Source organism: Anaerocolumna sp. (genome assembly GCF_032079385.1).
Classification (GTDB): Bacteria; Bacillota; Clostridia; order Lachnospirales; family Lachnospiraceae; genus Anaerocolumna.
In genome coordinates this window covers 9,598-27,215 of sequence record NZ_DAMAUC010000040.1, presented here as the reverse complement: position 1 = coordinate 27,215, position 17,618 = coordinate 9,598, and the positions used below count along the sequence as shown (strand labels likewise).

Annotated in this window: 12 protein-coding genes; 2 read left to right on the top strand and 10 right to left on the bottom strand. The window is 35.5% G+C overall.

The window, feature by feature from the left end; translation table 11 throughout:
* Window positions 1–251: 251 nt before the first annotated feature.
* From RT261_RS19975 to rpsO, 6 genes are all read right to left on the bottom strand, one after another.
* Window positions 252–1,079, bottom strand: a complete 828-nt coding sequence (locus RT261_RS19975) for a GNAT family N-acetyltransferase (RefSeq protein WP_313134906.1) — start codon at window positions 1,077–1,079, stop codon at window positions 252–254.
* Window positions 1,080–1,165: 86 nt separating this feature from the next.
* Entirely contained in the window at window positions 1,166–2,356 is a 1,191-nt protein-coding gene (locus tag RT261_RS19970) for a DNA glycosylase AlkZ-like family protein (RefSeq protein WP_313134904.1), read from the bottom strand.
* Window positions 2,357–2,495: 139 nt separating this feature from the next.
* The gene (locus RT261_RS19965; RefSeq protein WP_313134903.1) at window positions 2,496–5,309 is read right to left on the bottom strand and encodes a glycoside hydrolase family 3 C-terminal domain-containing protein; all 2,814 of its coding nucleotides are present in this window, start codon (window positions 5,307–5,309) and stop codon (window positions 2,496–2,498) included.
* A gap of 441 nt (window positions 5,310–5,750) precedes the next feature.
* Window positions 5,751–7,838 (bottom strand): polyribonucleotide nucleotidyltransferase, encoded by a 2,088-nt coding sequence (locus RT261_RS19960; protein WP_313134902.1) that lies wholly within the window; start codon window positions 7,836–7,838, stop codon window positions 5,751–5,753.
* A gap of 257 nt (window positions 7,839–8,095) precedes the next feature.
* Window positions 8,096–9,481, bottom strand: coding sequence for an MATE family efflux transporter (locus tag RT261_RS19955; RefSeq protein ID WP_313134901.1), 1,386 nt, complete (start codon window positions 9,479–9,481; stop codon window positions 8,096–8,098).
* Between the two features lie 236 nt (window positions 9,482–9,717).
* Window positions 9,718–9,984 carry a 30S ribosomal protein S15 gene (gene rpsO, locus RT261_RS19950; RefSeq protein ID WP_313134899.1) on the bottom strand — a complete coding sequence of 89 codons (267 nt, stop codon included), beginning with the start codon at window positions 9,982–9,984 and terminating at the stop codon, window positions 9,718–9,720.
* A gap of 426 nt (window positions 9,985–10,410) precedes the next feature.
* Between rpsO and dpsA the strand changes: the two genes are divergently transcribed.
* Together dpsA and RT261_RS19940 are read left to right on the top strand one after the other, a co-directional pair.
* A complete protein-coding gene (dpsA, locus tag RT261_RS19945; protein ID WP_313134898.1) occupies window positions 10,411–11,274 on the top strand; it encodes a dipicolinate synthase subunit DpsA in 864 nt (287 codons plus the stop codon).
* 15 nt (window positions 11,275–11,289) lie between these two features.
* The gene (locus tag RT261_RS19940) at window positions 11,290–11,877 is read left to right on the top strand and encodes a dipicolinate synthase subunit B (RefSeq protein WP_313134897.1); all 588 of its coding nucleotides are present in this window, start codon (window positions 11,290–11,292) and stop codon (window positions 11,875–11,877) included.
* A gap of 153 nt (window positions 11,878–12,030) precedes the next feature.
* Here RT261_RS19940 and RT261_RS19935 read toward each other — a convergent pair whose 3' ends face one another.
* From RT261_RS19935 to RT261_RS19920, 4 genes are all read right to left on the bottom strand, one after another.
* Window positions 12,031–13,095 carry a glycosyl hydrolase family 18 protein gene (locus tag RT261_RS19935; protein WP_313134896.1) on the bottom strand — a complete coding sequence of 355 codons (1,065 nt, stop codon included), beginning with the start codon at window positions 13,093–13,095 and terminating at the stop codon, window positions 12,031–12,033.
* A 64-nt stretch (window positions 13,096–13,159) separates the two neighbouring features.
* Window positions 13,160–15,001: a glycoside hydrolase gene (locus RT261_RS19930; protein WP_313134895.1), complete on the bottom strand. Its 1,842-nt coding sequence runs from the start codon at window positions 14,999–15,001 to the stop codon at window positions 13,160–13,162.
* Window positions 14,979–16,898: a glycosyltransferase family 2 protein gene (locus RT261_RS19925; protein ID WP_313134894.1), complete on the bottom strand. Its 1,920-nt coding sequence runs from the start codon at window positions 16,896–16,898 to the stop codon at window positions 14,979–14,981. Before RT261_RS19925 ends, RT261_RS19930 begins: the two co-directional genes overlap by 23 nt.
* A 55-nt stretch (window positions 16,899–16,953) precedes the next feature.
* The coding region (locus RT261_RS19920; protein WP_313134893.1) for a polysaccharide deacetylase family protein at window positions 16,954–17,618 on the bottom strand (665 nt) is incomplete at its 5' end.

Sequence of the window (17,618 nt, the reverse complement as noted above, 5' to 3'; positions counted from 1 at the left end):
TGTAGTTTTATTTTACATCAGTTTGAAGGTTTACACAAACTTTGGGATACTCCCGAGCATTAGAACAATAGCTCATTAAATATTATTATATCCTCAATATAATAATTTATAGTTATTCTTTAAGTTGCTTTTTGATATGGTTCATCGGTATTTCTCCAGTACACCAAAGTCCACGATTTCGGGTATATTTCGGTTTTCGAAGGCCCCTGCAGATGCATTCCAATAAAGACTAATATACTCTAATCTATTTTCTATGCATGTGATAAGGTGGGAAACATCAATTTTCTTTTATCCATATTCTCAAAACCATTTCCCAAGCAGAATAAGGTACAATCTTCCTCATGATATTCATTTATTTCATAACCCATAGAATCATAGGGTGTAAATCCTAAATATACTTTATAAATTGAACTGCCAAATGAATGTATTACATTATCTAAATTAACCTTATGCAGAGATATAATCTGATAAACCAATAGGTTTCCTTCTTCTATATCCGCAATCACATATGCCTCTTCACTTGGGCAGTAATATATTTTATTTATCATAGGGCCTATAGTCATAAATGCAATCAGTCCAAAATTATGCATTGCGAATCTTTCGTTAATTACACAGTTTTTAGCTGTTTTCAGGAATTTGTTCCGGTTTACCATGTCCGCCATATCAACATGTTCTATTTGTTCACTGTTTTTAATATTAACAATTTTGCTATATTGATATTCTTTTGTTTTACTAAATCCAAACTTTGGATAAAAATTAAGTACCTGGTCATTCGCGAAAAGATAAATTCCATCCACCTTATCTATATATTCCTTTATAACCCTTTCCATAAGGTAACGGCTTAATCCCTGACCGCCATATGCTTTATCTGTCATAACAGTTCCAATTTGTATGTAACGCTTCTCTGTTCCATCCAAAGTGAATTTCATTTTGTTTACTGAAACATTTGCTATTATTTTTTCACCGTCAGCCAAAGAATATGGAATGTAATTCTCATCCCAAAAACCATTTTGAAACCATTCTACAAAGTTAAATGAATATGTTTTTTCCGTTAATTCGTTAAAACTCTTACGTAATATATCGTTATTTTTATAGTTTGTAATATAAGTATACTGCGAAATAAATCCTCCTGTTAAAATGGTTCTTCATTACTTTATTCTTCAATTCAGATAATATTCAAATTATTAACTTGTACACTTTCACAATGTAAATATTTGCAGAAATTATCAAATGCATTTTCTATGGCTGACCTCAAATCGCCGGTAGTTTCAACACCTTCTTCCCACCACCAATTTTTAATACTAAGAGGATCATTATTTCTATGCATTTCCGGCTCAAAGCGCGCTACTAACCGGTTTTTATAAAGAACTGGCAGAACATAATAACCATATTTACGCTTATTTACCGGAACATATACTTCCCAGCTATAATCAAAATCAAATATAGCTTTCGTCATCTCACGATCCCATAGCATATTATCCAGAGGTGCAAGAAAGCGTGCTTCTTTGCTTTCAAACTTACTATTCATAAATTCCATATCTTTGCTACGTATATAAAATATATCCTTTATACCTTCCACCTGTACTTCAAGGATTTCTCCTTCTTCAATTAACTCCTTTAATATTTCACTGCGTAAATCTTTCTTTTGGATAAAGTCACCAAGCCATCCACCACCATTTTTGTTCCAAAGCAGCCCTATACTTCCGATTCTTCTCTTTATATACCATTTGTAGAATTCATGATTACTTTGAAAGGGGTCTCCAAAGCATAAAATATTATTGGGTAGTAATTTTTCTATTAAGTCATATACTTTTTGTGTATTTATCTTTTTATAAATACCCACTTCTCCTGTATGAAACATAAAATCCAATGCTGCACTGGACAGTTTTCTATGCCCCCAGGATCCGGGATTAGTGGTACTAGCAGGTATACGGTTGGCCTGTAATGGGCCTTGTTCTTTTAACATATTCTTTATTTCATCAATCAATTGAAAAGCTTCCACAGAATGGCGCCTTTTTAATAATTCCTTTATCTGTTCTTCTTTTTCTTTTCGTACTCTTGAGAAAAAAGGCCAGTTCTCCCTTGAGTATATGGACATCATCTTGTCCCATCCATCCAGCAAATATCGTTTTTCGTAAAGAAGGCTTTCTAATATCTTTGGAGAATAATCCTTAATTCTTGATTGCAGGACTAAATCCGGATTTCTGCCAACAACGTTCAAAGGATCATATTGAATAGAACCCGCTCTTTTAAAATATTCCATAGCACCCTCTTCGCCGCATAATTCCTTGGATCCATCCAAATTATGATAACGAATTAAATAATTTCTTGCTTCCTCTTTTGATATATGAATCATATTTCCATACACTCCTTGGTTTCTGTGTAATTCTCAACCGATTAGGTAAAGAATCAGATAATCCTTTGATTTTTAAGACTCTTTCTCTAATCAGCTTAAAATGGAAAAACTTGTTTTGTACTCTCAAGCTAATGATTTATTACACTTTACTAAATTCTATCCATTCTATCTCTATTCCCCGTTTGATGGATTCTACTTTCAGTTCATAGATACCTTCCTCAAGTTCAATCTTTATAAGGTTTTGTTTAACCCATCTTCCTTCCGTTCCGTTGGTCTGAATCGTTGTTACGAATTCATCATTTATCAAAAGATTACAAGAGGTTTGTGCCAGGTTATTACCCATAGAGCGGATATTTACTACTATTCGATATATCCCGGCTTTTTCAACTTTAATACGATTAGAATTATTACCATTTGGTTTTAACTTTAAGTTATGAGCTAGCTGGAGGGTATGTTCCATCTTCTCGTCAGATTGAATCTCCCTGAAATCTGCTTTTCCAGCTTTATATTTCTTTATTTCTTCTTTTCTATCCTGACCTCTGGTAAATGCAGGTGTATGCATTAAGAAGTTACAGATATTCATAGCATTTCTTTGTAACTCTCCCAGGGTTAAGGAACCATTATTCAAAGACTCTATTGTATTATCATCTGCAATATTGATTTCCGCTCCATTGTTCTCTATCACCATATAAAGGTCGTTTTGTGCACGAACCATGAAATTGGTATATTTTTTATTTGCCGGTCCACCCTTTTCTACGTCATTCATCTTAGCCCACCAGTCAGTCATGACAATGCCTTGAAAGCCCCATTCTTTTCGTAGTATGGTTGTATTTAAGTCATAATTTGAAGCAGCCCAGTGTCCATTAATAGGATTATAGGAAGTCATAATAGAGTTAGCTCCGCCTTCTTTTACTGCTATCTCGAAACCTTTTAGATAAATTTCTCTTAGTGCCCGTTCTGATACAGCAGCATCTACAAAGGATCTTGCTTTCTCCTGATTATTACAAGCAAAGTGTTTTAGCGTTCCGCTGGAACCACCTCTCATAATTCCACGTACAATAGCCGCGGCAAAGATACCTGAAAGGTAGGGATCTTCTGAGAAATATTCAAAATTTCGGCCATTTAACGGATTACGGTGGATATTTAGTCCAGGACCTAATAAAGTATCAATGTTATTGCTTAACAGTTCCATTCCTTCCATTACGTATAGTTCTTCCACAAAGCTCTTATTCCAGGTGGCAGCCAGTAAAGTTCCTATCGGAACCTGGGTTGCTTTATGACCGCTGTCCATACGAATACCAGAGGGACCATCAGAAGAACAAGCAACTGGAATTCCATAAGCATATAGGCTATCGGTAATACCCCCAAAAGCAGAAGCGGTTCCAGAGGTAACTTTGGGACTGCTCATACCTTCTCCCCTTACTATAGCTGCCAGTTCCTCATCAGATAATTGCGCAATAAATTCTTCCATAGAAGCCTTATTCTCATATACGTCCCTTAAAGAAATACCACGGTTTCCTGTCTGCTTCATACTTTCCGGCATATTATTTTTTATTCGTTCTTTTAAAGATATGGTTTGTTTCGGAACATCTTCAAAGGTTATTTCATAGATGCCATCTGTTTTCTGCTCTCCTGGTTTTATTCTGGTAAAACTTTCTGTTGGAGCCATCGCTTCTTCTAATTTCTCCGTTACTATAAGTTCCTCAATATAATATGCATCTTTATCCTGTACAGGCAGTTTTACTGTATTTCGTACACTATTTCCCAGGTATATTTTGTATGCACCTTCTTCTAAAACATAGCAGGATTTATGTCCTGTGATTCCACTATCATCATAAGAAGCCATTTCACTTACTAAAAATGAAAGGGTCAAAGTTTGTGATTCCCCAGGCTGTAAAATTTTTGTCTTATCAAAAGCAACTAACTCCCTTTTAGGCTTTCCAAGGCTTCCCTGTGGTGCTTCAAAATAAACCTGAACTACTTCTTTACCGGCATAGATATTTCCTGTGTTCATCACTTCAACAGCAATTTCTATATATTTTTTGCCTTCATAATCATTAACCAATACTTTCTTAGGTACTATCTTAAATTCTGTATAGGATAAACCATATCCAAATTCATACTGAACCTTTTCCGGGCAAAAGGTTTCAAAATAGCGGTATCCTACATAGATATCTTCCTGATAATAATTTCTGATCTCTCCACCGTAATTATTAGTGGAAGGGTAATCTTTCAAGGAATAGGCAATGGTATCCGGCAGCTTTCCGCTTGGTGTAACATCTCCTGCTAATACATCTGCTACAGCATTGCCCCCCTCCATGCCACCCTGCCATGCATAAAGGATACCTTGTATATGATTTTGGTATGTACTATCATTGCTCCAGTTAAGGTCTATGATTCCAGGAACGTTTAGAACTACAATTACCTTTTCAAAATGGTTTGTAACCATCTTTAACATGTTCTTTTCATCTTCGGTTAATTGGTAACTGCCTGGAGCATCCCCATTGTCTTTATCCTCTCCCGCCGTACGTCCGATCACCACAACCGCTTTGTTTGACTTAGGTTCGGCTGCAGCAATGACTTCCTCTGTTAAAGGCATTTCTTTTTGATTCCATGGCTCAGCTGCCCATGCACCTCCTCCATTATCAAAAGGATTTTCTTCCAACCATGTTTCATAAACAACTGCCAGCTCCTCATTCACTGATATGATCTTCTTAGAACGCAGTCCATCTAAAAGGTTGGTTGTATATGCCACATGTACAGCACCGCCTGAACCGGTACCGCTTCTATAATAATTGAACTGTATTCTCCCAAATATAGAGATAGAATCTCCCTTTTGAAGAGGAAGTATATTTCCCTCATTTTTTAATAAAACAGCCCCTTCTGCGGCAACTTTTCTTGAAAATTCAGCAAATCCCTTCAATGGGATTCCGATTGTTTGTTTATCAGCCATTTCTTACCTCCAGTTATATATAAATTGAACCTGTAGATTTGAAAAACTAATCTATAGGTTCTATTCATTTTCCATATTCGCATAAATATAGAATCTTATTCCTACCAATAAATATAGCCTCATTTGTAATCCGAAATAAATTAACATTTTTATTTACGTATTGTGCTCATTATACTACATTATTTACCATTTAGCCATAAAAATTATAAATGTATTATCCAAATTTCTAATTTTCGTAGAGTAGGTCAGAGGGCGTAAGCCCTCTTTACCCACTCGCTTAGCACCCTGCATTACTGCAACGCACCGAGTTTGGCTACACGGCTCACTGGCGATTACCGTGACCGGACTTACACCGGCTAGTGTGATCCAGCTTTGCTGGACACACGGACTAAAAAAGAGAAGACAAAAGTCTTCTCTTTAAATAACCCATATAGGTTAAAATTATTTTACATCTTTAATGCTAAAGCTGATTCTGCCCATTTTGTCTTTACCAAGGCATACAACTTTAACTATATCACCAAGGGTAAGAACATCTTCTACATGTTCAATTCTCTCTTTAGATATCTTAGAGATGTGAACCATACCTTCTTTACCCGGAGCAAATTCAATGAAAGCACCAAATTCTTTAATGCTTATTACTTTACCTTCAAAGATTTGACCTTCTTCAAAGTCCATAACAATGGTGTTAATCATCTTAATTGCCTTTTTGATACTGTCTGCATCCACGCCGCATACGGATACTGCACCTTCATCAGAGATATCAATCTTAACTCCGGTTTGTTCAATGATGGCATTGATTGTCTTTCCTCTTTGTCCAACTACATCGCCAATCTTGGCAGGATCAATTTTGATTTGCTCAATCTTTGGTGAATATGGTCCAACTTCCGGACGAGGTTCAGAAATACAAGGTGCCATGATCTCATCTAAGATATAGAATCTTGCTTCTTGGGTTCTATATATTGCTTTCTCAATGATTTCTCTTGTTAATCCATGAATCTTAATATCCATCTGGATTGCTGTGATACCTTTATGGGTACCGGCAACTTTAAAGTCCATATCTCCAAAGAAATCTTCCAAGCCTTGAATGTCTGTTAATATTACATAATCATCATCGGAATCTCCTGTAACAAGACCAACAGAAATACCGGCTACCATAGCCTTAATTGGAACACCTGCCGCCATTAAGGATAATGTGGAGGCACAAATACTTCCTTGTGAGGTAGAACCATTGGATTCTAATACTTCAGATACGGTACGAATTGCATATGGGAAGTCTTCTTCTGAGGGAATAACCGGAACCAATGCTCTTTCTGCTAATGCACCATGTCCGATTTCACGTCTTCCCGGTCCTCTGGATGGTTTTGTTTCACCAACAGAATAGGATGGGAAATTATAGTGATGCATATATCTCTTTGAAGTTTCATTTTCATCAAGACCATCTAATTTCTGAATCTCAGCCAATGCACCTAAAGTAGTAATATTAAGGACCTGAGTCTGTCCACGAGTAAACATGGCAGAACCATGGGTTCTCGGTAAAACATCAACCTCAGCAGCCAAATGTCTGATTTGATCCATTTTTCTTCCGTCCGGACGTTTCTGGTCTTTTAAGATCATCTTACGAACGGTCTTCTTTTGGAATTTATAAACAGCTTCATCAATTAATGCAAGCCAGTCTGGATTGGTTTCTTCATAATGGGCAGCTAATTTTTCTTTAATTGCTTTGATATTCTCTTCTCTAACTTGCTTTACATCCGTAAATACAGCCTCTTCCATTGCTTCCGGAGTAATAAATGCAACCATGTCATTATACATATCTTCCGGTGTTTCGCATTTTGTATAATCATGTTTTGGCTTGCCGCATTCAGCAACAATTTTATCAATGAATTCAATAACCTGTTTATTTAATTCATGTGCCGCAAAGATAGCTTCAATCATCTTAGCTTCCGAAATTTCTTCTGCGCCAGCTTCAATCATAATTACTTTATCTTTTGTTGAAGCTACCGTTAAGCTAAGTGTTGATTTATCTCTTTGCTCACTGGTTGGGTTAAATACCAGTTCTCCGTCTACCATACCTACCATAGTGGAAGCGGTTGGTCCGTCAAAAGGAATATCAGAAATAGCCGTTGCAATTGCAGACCCAAGCATTGCAGTTAATTCCGGGCTGCAGTCCTGGTCAACACATAAAACTAAGTTATTTAGAGTTACATCATTTCTGTAATCCTTAGGGAATAATGGTCTCATAGGTCTGTCAATAACACGGGAAGTTAAAACTGCATTCTCAGATGCTTTTCCTTCTCTTTTAATGAAGCCTCCGGGTATTTTACCTACAGCATATAATTTTTCTTCGTATTCTACACTTAATGGGAAGAAATCAATTCCCTCTCTTGGTTTATCAGATGCTGTGGCAGTGGATAATACTACTGTATCACCATAATGCATAAATGCAGCACCATTGGCTTGCGCTGCTACTCTGCCCACTTCAACAGTAAGAGTTCTGCCGGCAAGCTCCATGGAAAAACTTTTGTACATATTTTGCTCTCCTTATAAATTGAATTTTGTAAATTAACTTTTTGTTGGAGATGCCGAAACTACTGAAAAATTCACCGAGCATAGGATGATCTTATATCACCTTCGATAACCTTTTCAGAAGTCTCGGAATTTATCTCCAACGTCTTATCTTTCTAAGTGTTATATTTTAACACTATTACCTCTAAGAATAGGGTAATTGACCCTATTCTTAGTTATTATAGCACTATGGAATTAAAATTACTACTAAATTTTTCATTTTATCCTACTGAATCAGTTGAAATAATATTTCTCAGCCATTTCTTCTTGCGATAACGGAATATTCCCAATATAAATTTATATACTTCTTCCACGAAAACCATAGCATATACTACATAAATAGGTAAATGTAATAACAGTCCTCCTATTACAGCCATTGGGATACCAATGAACCATACTCCGGATACATCTATGAATAGAGCTGCCCTGGTATCTCCCCCACTTCTTAATATTCCAACTACATTCATAGTATTAAACATTTTAAATGGCATATATAAAATATAGACCAAAAAGCATAATCTTATGTAACCTGCTACTTCATCTGATACATAGAATAAACTAATAATAGGATCCCTTACAAAGAGAAAGAGTATACCCACTAAAACAGATAAGCTTATTTGAATAAAAATAAAATTCTTAGCATGCTCATCGGCCTCTTCTAATTTATTGGCTCCCAGTTCATTTCCCAGTATAACTGCAGTTGCACCGCTTATACTGATAAAAACAACCTGCATGATTTGTTCCACTGTCTGAGAAACCGTTACTGCCGCCATAGAAGCATCTCCCATTCTTCCATATACCAAAGCATACATAGTTACCCCAAGTCCCCACATAAATTCATTCATAATAACCGGGGAAACCGTATGGAAAAATCTACTGATGAAGTTACGATTAAAGTCAAGCATTTCGCTTATCTTTGCTGCTGCAGGTCCCTTCTTGATATAAATAATAATAAGTAAAGAACTTGTCTCAACTATTCTGGCAATCAATGTGGCAATAGCTGCACCTGCAACACCCAGTTCCGGGAATCCAAACTTTCCGAATATAAGAATATAATTTAAAACCACATTGGTAAGAATAGCAATGGTACTAATAACAACCGGTATAAATACTTGATTAACGCCTCTTAGCAAAGTTACATAGGCATTCGTAATTGCAGTAAATGGATAGCTTATAGCAACAATCGCCAAATATACGGTCCCTATCCTTATAGACTCTTCACTGTTTGTCAGTACGGTCATAACTCCCTTAGGAATTAATATGCTTGGAATTGTAAAAAGCAAAGAAGCTAATATCGCTAATATCAACGATATTCCCAGAACTTTTCTGATATTCTCCCCTTCTCTTTTGCCCCAGTACTGTGCCGTCAGCACTCCGGAACCGCTGCATATACCAAAAAGCAATAATGAGAATACAAAAAACACTTTATTGGCAAGTCCTACTGCTGCAATGGTGGTTTCACCAAGGGTTCCAATCATTAAGGTGTCAATAAAGTTAAGAGTGGTATTTAAAAAATTCTGAAGTGCAATTGGTATTGTAATGGCAACTATTTTCCGCAGAAATGCCTTATCTTGTGATATGTTTTTTATTCTGTATAGTATGTCCATAAACTCTCCTGTTAATAAAAAGTATAAATTATAGTATTTCATTTGCTGCATGTTTTGGATAAAACTTAAGAAAGGGCTGTTGCAAAAATAAACTGCCATTCTGAGAGTGTAAATTCAGCGTAGCTAAATCCTTAACTAGAAGAATCTCACTTTCATAATGAGATTCTTCCTTTAAGCGGCTCAGAATGACAGTCTTGCAACAGTCCCTTACATAAGTAATCTTAAGTTTAGATGAACTATTTTCTTAATCCTAAACGTTCAATTAATGAACGATATCCTTCAATATCTGTTTTCTTCAAATATTCAAGTAATCCTCTTCTTTGACCTACCATTTTTAAAAGACCTCTTCTGGAATGGTGATCTTTTTGATTCACTTTTAAATGTTCTGTTAATTCAGAAATTCTTGCTGTTAAAAGTGCGATTTGAACTTCTGGTGAACCTGTATCCTCAGGTGTTCTACCATAAGCTGTGATAATTTCTTGTTTCTTTTCTTTACTAATCATGATGATTCCTCCTAAAATTATAAACGCCTAACACTAAGATTAAGGTCGGAGTGTCCTTGTACTGAGTATTGGCTGTTTTTTATACGCTTTACATAATAACATAGTTTACTCCAATTGTAAATAATAAGTTTTGATTTGGACAGTAATAATAGCACTTTTTCAGTAAAATCCCATATATTATAATCATCCTATACTACTTCCGATTAAAAATTTTTAAAAAATCATGCAGGAAAACAAAGGGTTTTTACACACTTGGATATATAGTTTTTTATGCTGATTTTTAAAAAGGTTTTAATGTGGAATAAGTATTACTTCCCTTTTAATCGCAAAAATATACAGCAGTTATCGGTTTAAGTTGAAAAGTAATTTTTTAACCAGATCAGACTTTATAAGCTTTTTTACCCATTATTAATAGGAGGCTTTTACATGAATTTATCTTATTTTGATTTTGTATTCATCGGCGGAGATATGCGGCAGATTTACATGGCAAATGATTTATTGAATCGAAATTATTCTGTTACGGCATATGGCCTGGATGATTCTCTATTAGATCCCAGATGCAAAAGATCTCTGTCTTTTGAAGAAGCCATGAATGCTGGTCAAATTGTTATAGCTCCTATCCCTGTATCTAAGGATGGAATGCATATTGTATCCATTCACTCACAATCCGATTTAACTATAAAAAACCTATGTAACCTTCTCACTGCTAAACATAAATTATTTGGTGGTGTATTACCTGCAGATTTAGTCAAACATTGCGATACATTAAATATCTGTTATCAGGATCTTATGAAACAGGAAGAAATTACACTATACAATACCATAGCAACCGCGGAAGGTACAATTGCGGAAGCTATTCTAAATAGCACCACCAACCTTCATGACAGTACCTGCCTTATCTTAGGCTTCGGAAGATGTGCCCGCACCCTGGCAGAGAAATTAAACGGGTTATGTGGCAGCGTTACTATTGCCGCAAGATCTCCAATGGCACTCTCTGCTGCCTATGCCGCTTCTTATGGTACCATAAGCCTTTCTCAGTTAGAAGAAAAAATCGAAGAATATGATTATATATTTAATACAATACCTGCATTAGTACTCCCTAAAGAACTTCTCAAAAAGACCAGACAAAACGTAGTTATTATTGATATTGCCTCGACTCCGGGGGGTACCGATTTTAACTATGCAAAAGAGATTCACAGGAACGCTAAATTATGCCTTGGTCTTCCAGGCAAATATGCGCCGGAATCCTCTGCTTTAGCTCTCAATAATCATATATTGTTGAATATTTAGAAAGAAGTGAAATCTATGTCTTTGTATGGAAAGAATATCGGAATCGCATTGACCGGTTCCTTTTGTACCTTTGACAAAGTATTTAAAGAAGTAGAAAACCTCATTGAGGAGAACGCCAATATTTACCCCATCTTTTCTAACAATTCTCAAGTAATTAACAGCCGCTTTGGAAATGCAGCTGATTTTTTAAATAAGATGCACTACATGACTGGAAATGATCCTATTACTACCATCGAGGATGCCGAACCAATTGGTCCTAAAAAATACCTCGATGTATTAGCCATTGTACCATGCACTGGCAATACATTAGCCAAATTAGCAAATGGCATTACTGATACACCTGTACTCATGGCGGCAAAAGCTCACCTTAGAAACGGAAAGCCCCTGGTAGTCTCTATATCTACAAACGATGGTCTAAGTATGAACTTAAAAAATATTGGATTAGTTCTAAATGCTAAAAATATATATTTCGTACCTTTTGGACAGGATAGTCCAAAGGATAAACCTAATTCTTTGGTTGCTCATACCGATTTATTAAAAGATACCATAGAATATGCATTAGAAGGGAAACAAATACAACCGATAATTGTAAGTCCTTACTAATTATATTTTTATAAAATATTAGTCTTCATCCTTATTTTCAACATATAATTATAATAAGGGGTTGTTGCAAAACGAAATGATATGCCAGATATAAAGACTCAGATGATTCTTATATCCGGTATAAAACATTCATTTTACAACGACCCCTGCCTATTATTCGAATATATTACCTCCGATTCTCCATAAAGATAACTCATAATCTCCTGCTTCTTTAATCACATCAAACCAATACTGAATGGTTTCTTTATCTGCGAACCACACTTCATGAGATATTCCCCTATCATCTATATAAGAAAATACCATGCTTTTACTTTTTTCGTCTCTTATTGGTGTTGTACTATACTCTTCTATTAATTGGACAGCTTCCTGCCCGGTAACCTGAACAACTTTTCCATCTTTAGCAAAGTCAAATCCCCCAGTAGCTACTGCAAAATTAACTTTACCAGGAAGTTTTTCCATCTTATTTACCATTTCCAGTAAGAACTCTTTATCTGCTTTGGGACCAGGTTTTGTCCCATAACCATATAGATTGTAGCACATCATAACATACTCCGGTCCATCAGGAAAGTCAAAATGCTCTTCAACTGGTATACCGGGTTCTAAAATGATTCTTACTAGAATATCTTCTCCAACGGCTGCTTGATAAAGCTCATTAACAAATTGTACATAGAGATTCCAAAGAGCAATATCCTTTTTCATTCCCTCATAATCAATCTCAATACCATCAAATCCGCCTTGCATTGTCATTTGCAAAATTTCATTTATATGGTTACTTCTTACTTCCTCTGAAGATAACAAAGTATATAAAAGTTCTGTATCCTTAAGAGAGGAGGACCCATCTTCCAATAATAAATCATTAACAAAAGTGAGATAACTTTTAAAGGCCAGGGATTTGAAATCAGTTTGAATACTTCCATACGTATCCGTTACCTTCTCTGGGATAAACGGCCCCTTGTCTTCCTTAAAATAGGCGGCAAAATAGCATATACTATCAATATATTCCTGTAAACTTCCTATTTCATTGTCTATGGTTTTAGTATCCCAGTAAGTAGTCCATACACTAAATTTTCCCTCAAATGACTCTTTCTTTTCATCAACAGTATCCTGATGGTCTTTTTTCGTTTCCTCTTTATCCTTTGGGGAACCACCTTTGTTACTACAACCTGTAATTATAATACATATTAATAACAAACACAGGTTAAGCACACTCTTTTTCATATTATCACCAATGTATTACGCAATACAGCCCTTCTCTCACCTTAGTTATTTCATTCGTTGCAAATTATAAAGTATTGATAAACCAATTGATAATATGATTCCATCTTGTTTTCATATTAAATATTGCTTTATCTAATCCATGTAATTGATTATCATATAATATGCTGTCATCTTCAATATTACGAATAACGAGATTCTCAAATACTCCATCATACACGTCGTCCGCTATATTTCTTTGACTATAACCATACTCTCCCCAGGCCGATTCCAAATAGACATAACCTTTGGATTTGCCTGATAAAGTTAAATTTTCTACAGCCATCTTTTTATCAATAGTCACAGACAAATTCTCATCTTGTAATGTAATTTCAATTTCCCGATTACCGGGATCACTTATCTGTATAGGAGGTATATACTCCTTCCCTCCCTCTTCTACCGTTTTAGCTTCTTTTAGCAAGGATTCCTTCGTTTGCTGGCTCATATTGGTAGTTTTTCCAAAACGGCTATTTTGTTTTGAATACAGCTGGTATTCAGCTTCTCTTGCCTCTTTCTGATTTTCTTCAATGGATTGCATAATCAGTCCATCATGTTCATTCAAATCAAGCTTGTATATTGGTGCCCTATTTTCTTCTATATACAGATTATTGTTCTGAATCTTTACCGCCACATATTCTTTTAATTTATCATCTGCACGTAAATAAATAGTTTGAGTACCAAGTTTATTGCCAGTTAGAGTGACTGACAACTTGCAATTCTGATAATCTTTACTTTCCTTAAGCCTCATTAAGCCATTTCCTTCTGATTCAGAAGTTAAGGCAATAACAGAATCCCTAAATTCTGCTGCACCATTTAGAATATCCCAATCTTTCTTTTGTTTTAAATCACCGTCTACAAATTCAATATCTGCTTTTGTATCGTCTGCAATTCGCATTAACAGATGATTAGGATACCAATAAGGCTGAGGCTGCATTCTGGTCAAATCATAAATATCGTTCTTACTATTATTAAAGGAGGAACCCTCCCTATTAAAGTTCATAGTAAATAATTCTTTCATATTCGTTTCATTGATGGCACTTACTTTTTCGTTATTGGCATAACTTCCTGTATTAGAGTGCATCAGCACATAAACTCCCGGAATTTCCCCCATTTCTTTGGTGTATATTTCATCCATCAGCTGATAATCCTGACGAATTCTGGATGCCATCTGAGAATAGGTTTCCTTGGGTATAAAGTTTTCATCTCTGATAAAATCCATTAAATACTGATTGTAATTACGCTCCAGATACCGATTGATTGAAGAATATTCCAAAGAACTAAGCTCTCCTAAATAATTGTCGTAGCGATCAAATACATTAATATAGGACAATCGATATCCATTGGTACCCAATTCCCAAAATGTACTTTTCTTTAGTTCCAATAAATCTTTAGGCTGCAAGAACTTTGTGTCCGTATGAATAAATTTATCTGCATAACTTAACATGGTACCAATAAAGTTGTATTTTTCCATGATTTTTTGTGAAAATATAGCTGTATCTCTTCTACCATCTTCAAACAATAAATAAAGTGATTTTTCAGGAAGAGGAATCCCCTTATTATAATAGTTTTCAATATCCTCTTGGGTTATTGTTACATAACCGTTTTTATACAACACATCAAGATGCTCCCTAAGGCGGTTGGTACTTATCATAGTATCGGTACCTTCTCTGGCAACAGCCAGATAGGATATTGCAATAAATCCTTTATCAGCTCCGGTTACTATGGATTTATCATCTTTTTCATAGGGCATATATTCCTTAAAAACAAACAAGGCTCTGGCTACAAAAATAAAAATCGCCAATAAAATTATGGCTTCTATAAATGTTCTTATAACCTTTTTTCTTTCTTTATTCGTCGGTGAATATTTCATGGGAATCCTCCCTTTTATACTTCTTTGCTTTTTTTAATTCCTTTTCTCTTTTTTCTAAAAGTTTTTTTTCTTTCTTCTTTTGTTCTTTAATATCGCTTGGTGTCATGCGGGTACCCCAGGTGGATTTCCAAAAAGTAACCCAGGCAATTGGCATTTGCCACAATAATACAGCTTCATAATAGAAGCAAAATAGCATACCAAATACCCATGTTGTACTTCTTCTTAAAAACATCTGTGCTGTACTCATAAGAAGTGACATTAATAAAAGGCCTACTAAAAAGGCTTTTGGAAATATACCATATAAGATTGGGACATATACCAAATTATACAGAACTACAATTGGTGCTGCAATTGGTACCACCAAACCCATATAAAAGCTTAAGGAAGCAAATGGTTCCTTTTTCCACATAAACTTTCCTGCAATTAGTGATTCCCGGAGCCATGACCGTTTCCATCTCATTTGCTGCTTTAAAAATACAGAATACTTTTTAGGTACAATAGTAGAACATACTGCCGAATCCTGATAACTGGTCCGGTAATTTTTAAGTACAAAGTTTGTCATTGCCCTGTCATCACCAAAGGTAGCTTTCTGCCCTAAAAAGCTTTGATTTAACCAGGCTTCACGGTTTTTTAATATAATTTCTTTTTTATAACACGCCAGTGGACCGGATAAACAGGTTACCGCATCAAAATAGGCTTCTGCCGCTTTCATAATACGAAAGGCAATGTAATAACGGACTGATTGCATCTTTGTTAAAGCATTTGTATAGGTATTAGCCACATCAGTTCTTCCCGAAACTCCACCCATCTTAGGATCTTTAAAGGGTTGTACCAGATTCCTTATGGCAAAGGGGTCCAAAAAACTGTCCGAGTCAACAAAAACCACTAGTTCATGTCTTGCTTCTAATGCACCTTCTGCAAGTGCTTCTCTTTTCCCTTTATTCTCCTTTTGCACGATATATTTCAATCGCTTTTTTACATCATACTGATCACCGGAATCATATAATTTTTGAATGATTTCTTCTATCTTCTCCACTGATTTATCGTTGGAGCAATCATCAATAACGATAACCTCAAGCTTATCAATGGGATAATCCTGATTAATACAGCTTATTATGGTCCTTTGTATCCATTCTTCTTCATTAAAGCAAGGAATTAATATAGAAACTCCCGGTGTAAAATCCACATCAATGGGTACTTCTCGGTACAAGAAACCAAAAAGGTATCTGCTTAGTAAAAAACAAGCTGCAATAATGCTATATAGATACAACCATTTATTAAACTTAAAGTATATAACACTTTCTGCACGCATGAGAACGATAAACGTAGTTATAAACAATAGTAAAAAGGTTGAAATCATTAACATGTATCTGCCTCTTTTTTTAGAAGCATAGACGGACAACGGCTGTGCAAAAGCCATACCACATAAATATTCCGATTCCGATACCGGCTCTGTTCTTGCCATATCCGCATTTATTTTTACTTTCATCTCAAGCCCTTCCGGCATGGTTCCCGGAGTGATTTCAAACTTTAATAAAATGCTGTCTGCTTCTTTCATAAGCTGTACATGCTCTTTCGATATCCGAAGCAATATACCTGACATGGATATATCAATTCCCGAACAATGAAAGTCGGTCTTTTTACCTTTTTTTGAACAGGTTACTTCTACTTTATATTGTACTTTATAGCGCATTCCTATCTGTTTACTTACTATGTAGTCGTTAATATTACCGGAAAAATCATCTATGGTTTGACTTCCACGCCGGTCTTTATTACTTCTCAACTTTGTTTTATCCGGTACATTTGCAAGAATTCGCCTATCACTTTTCGTTTGTAAAAGGACGTCTTTATATTCTTTTTTTATCTTATCACCACTTGATACTTTTTTTATATTCATGGAAAAAAATTCCCCTTACCCTATGTTTAATATCACTTTTTATTACTTACTTCTATTACTTCATAATTTCGTTTTCCATACTTTGTTCTAAGGGATATATTCCTTTACTGCTTTCAGATAGGTAATCATTTAATCTTGCAAAGCGGTACCCTTGCTCCATTAATTGAGGAATGGCAATGTCCAATGCTTTTGCTGTAACATCCGTTTTCATAGTAGGTATTACACTATCGTCGGACATGTGAAGAACTAAAACACTGCCATTGTGTAAAGTTCTTACATTCCCATCATTTAAGCTAATGCCATTGATAAGAGTATCAGCCAGAGAATCTGCACTGGTTTCCTCATAATCGTGTGTACTAAAGTCTCCACTTACAATAAACTGAAAGCCCATATCAAATATTGCTTCCATACCTTCTCTGCTCATTGCCAGTGTTGGAGGTCTGAATATTTTGGTTAAAGCAGGCATTCCATTTATTTGTATGTCCCCAACAATGTTTTGTAATTTTTGATATGAAACATTTAAATCTTCTTTTCTCTCTATTATTTCAGCTTCTGAAGGTGAAGTATAGATAGCACTGGTATCATCTTCTGTTTCTACAGTTGTAGTAATAGCATAAGGAAGGTGGCCATCGGTATGGCTTCCAATGGCATGACCTGCTTCAGCAATTGCACGCAGCAGATTTGGATTATCTTGTAGGTAATTTGTTCGAACAAAAAAGG

Bases quoted from the DNA above. Each gene is read 5' to 3' on its own strand.
- RT261_RS19970 (WP_313134904.1), bottom strand. From the start codon at position 2,356: ATGATTCATATATCAAAAGAGGAAGCAAGAAATTATTTAATTCGTTAT.
- RT261_RS19965 (WP_313134903.1), bottom strand. From the start codon at position 5,309: ATGGCTGATAAACAAACAATCGGAATCCCATTGAAGGGATTTGCTGAA.
- RT261_RS19960 (WP_313134902.1), bottom strand. From the start codon at position 7,838: ATGTACAAAAGTTTTTCCATGGAGCTTGCCGGCAGAACTCTTACTGTT.
- RT261_RS19955 (WP_313134901.1), bottom strand. From the start codon at position 9,481: ATGGACATACTATACAGAATAAAAAACATATCACAAGATAAGGCATTT.
- rpsO (WP_313134899.1), bottom strand. From the start codon at position 9,984: ATGATTAGTAAAGAAAAGAAACAAGAAATTATCACAGCTTATGGTAGA.
- dpsA (WP_313134898.1), top strand. From the start codon at position 10,411: ATGAATTTATCTTATTTTGATTTTGTATTCATCGGCGGAGATATGCGG.
- RT261_RS19940 (WP_313134897.1), top strand. From the start codon at position 11,290: ATGTCTTTGTATGGAAAGAATATCGGAATCGCATTGACCGGTTCCTTT.
- RT261_RS19935 (WP_313134896.1), bottom strand. From the start codon at position 13,095: ATGAAAAAGAGTGTGCTTAACCTGTGTTTGTTATTAATATGTATTATA.
- RT261_RS19930 (WP_313134895.1), bottom strand. From the start codon at position 15,001: ATGAAATATTCACCGACGAATAAAGAAAGAAAAAAGGTTATAAGAACA.
- RT261_RS19925 (WP_313134894.1), bottom strand. From the start codon at position 16,898: ATGAATATAAAAAAAGTATCAAGTGGTGATAAGATAAAAAAAGAATAT.